Raw genomic sequence first — 2,145 nt, 5'->3', positions numbered from 1 at the left:
AGAAGGCCGGCCGGCAGTGGGAGCAGCTGGAAGCCGACCGCAAGGCCCGGGCCAGGGCGAAGAAGAAGATCGAGGAGAAGCTCAGGGCCGCCGAGAAACTGGAGTCCGAGCTGGCCGCCGCCGACCGAGGCCCGCCGGACAGGTGCCGGGGGCCGCACGGGACCAAGGGGGAGGGGACGGACTTCGTGATACGCAAGGGCGCCGTACTGGCCGGTGCGCTCGCCGCGCTGCTGCTGCCCGTCGGGGGACAGGCATGGGCCGCGCCGGAGCCGCCGCCCGCCACGGATCAGGACGACGGCCGCGGGGCCGGCCGCGGGGACGGCCGTGCGGACGGCCGCGGTGGTGCCGACGCGGACGACGCCCGCACCGCCCGGTTGGAGAAGGTCCGCCGCCGCATCACCGAGCTGCACGACGAAGCCGGCTCCGCCACCGACGCCTACAACGCCGCACAGCAGAAGGTCCGCCGGCAGGAACGCCGCATCGCCGACCTCGCCCGGAAGATCGACAACAACCGCGTCCGGCTCGGCAAGCTCAACGACCAGGCCGGCGCCATGGCCCGCGCCCAGTACCGGGGACTCGGCCTGCCGGTCAACCAGCGCCTCGCCATGGAACGCGACCCCGAACGCTTCCTCCACTCCCTCGGCCTGCTCCGCCAGGGCCAGCGCGCCACCCGCGGCGTCATCAACGACCTCGCCGAGACCCAGTCCGCCCTCCGCAGCTACGCGAAGAAGGCCGGCCGGCAGTGGGAGCAGCTGGAAGCCGACCGCAAGGCCCGGGCCAGGGCGAAGAAGAAGATCGAGGAGAAGCTCAGGGCCGCCGAGAAACTGGAGTCCGAGCTGGCCGCCGCCGACCGCGCCCGCCTCGTCGAGCTCGAGGACCAGGCCTCCTACCGCCGCCAGCTGGACTGGCTGCGCAGCGGCGTACTCGAGGAGATCAACGGCACCGCCTCCGCGAAGGGCCGCGCGGCTCTCGCCTACGCCCTCGACCAGGTCGGCCGCGACTACGAGTGGGGCGCCACCGGCCCCCGCACCTTCGACTGCTCGGGGCTGACGCTGCGCGCCTGGGAGGCCGCGGGCGTACGCATCCCGCGCACCTCCCAGCAGCAGTGGCAGGGGCTGAAGCGGGTGGCGGTCAAGGACATGCGCCCCGGTGACCTCATCATCTACAAGACGGACGCCAGCCACGTCGGCATGTACGTCGGGGACGGCACGATGGTGCACTCGCCGCGCACCGGTCGGCAGGTCCGGGTGGAGGGCGTCGGTGCCCTCCCGATCAGGGGCGTCGTCCGCCCCGACGCGTGACCGCGCCGCCCTGATCGCGAGCCCCGACGGGCCACTGCCGGGGGGCGATCCGGGCGTGGGCCCGGTGTGATCCGTACAACTCCATGGGCATATGCCGCTGTTGTGTGCCGCACTTGGCCGCCGCAGGCGTTCCGCAGCCGCCCACCCGCCCGGTAGGGTCGCTCGCGACGTCCGGCACCGGGCGTCGACGCCTTCCGGGGGGAGGGAAGAGGACAGCCGATGCCCCGACCGGTGGGCGAGCACACAGATCGGGCGACACCGTCCCCGGTGGCACAGGCAGCCGCGCCGCACAGTGCCCCCGCCGCGCCCGGTGCGCTCGGTACGTTCCCCCGCCAGGCGCGCACCCTCCTGGTGATCGCCGACGACCCGTCCGCCGGCGCGGCCTCCCTGCCCGCGCTCCTCGACGCGGCCGGCCGGCTCCGCGTCCGCACCGCCCGCAACCTCACCGAGGCGGCCCGCCTCCTCACCGACGACGTCGGCTGCGTCCTCCTCGACCTCGCCGACGGCGACCTCGACGTACTGCGCGAAGTCGTGGCCATGGCACCCCGGCAGGCGGTACTCGTGCTCACCGACGAGGACGACCCCGAGAAGGCCGCCGAGGCCGTCCGCCTCGGCGCCCAGGACCAGCTGCCCCGCCAGGACCTCGACGCCGCCCTGCTCAACCGGGCCATCCGCTACGCCGAGGAACGCAAACGCTCCGACCTCGCCCGCCGACAGCTCGCCGAGCAGGGCAAGGTCGCCGTGGAGGGCTGGCGCGCCAAGGGTGACGACGCCGACCCGACGTACGAGGCGACCATCGAGCGTGAGCCGGTCACGGTGACCGAGCCGGTCGCCGAGGGCGAGG

Annotated in this window: 1 protein-coding gene and 1 pseudogene; both read left to right on the top strand. The window is 74.3% G+C overall.

Translation table 11 applies throughout. The features are described 5' to 3' along the window. Positions 1-185: 185 nt before the first annotated feature. Positions 186-1,301 (top strand): C40 family peptidase, encoded by a 1,116-nt coding sequence (locus FNX44_RS26390; RefSeq protein WP_143651494.1) that lies wholly within the window; start codon positions 186-188, stop codon positions 1,299-1,301. Positions 1,302-1,568: 267 nt separating this feature from the next. Beyond that, positions 1,569-2,145 (top strand): annotated as a pseudogene (locus tag FNX44_RS26385) (hypothetical protein); the annotation flags it as partial.

This window comes from Streptomyces alkaliterrae (assembly GCF_007097205.2).
Classification (GTDB): domain Bacteria; phylum Actinomycetota; class Actinomycetes; order Streptomycetales; family Streptomycetaceae; genus Streptomyces; species Streptomyces alkaliterrae.
This window is presented reverse-complemented; position numbering and strand designations above follow the sequence as displayed.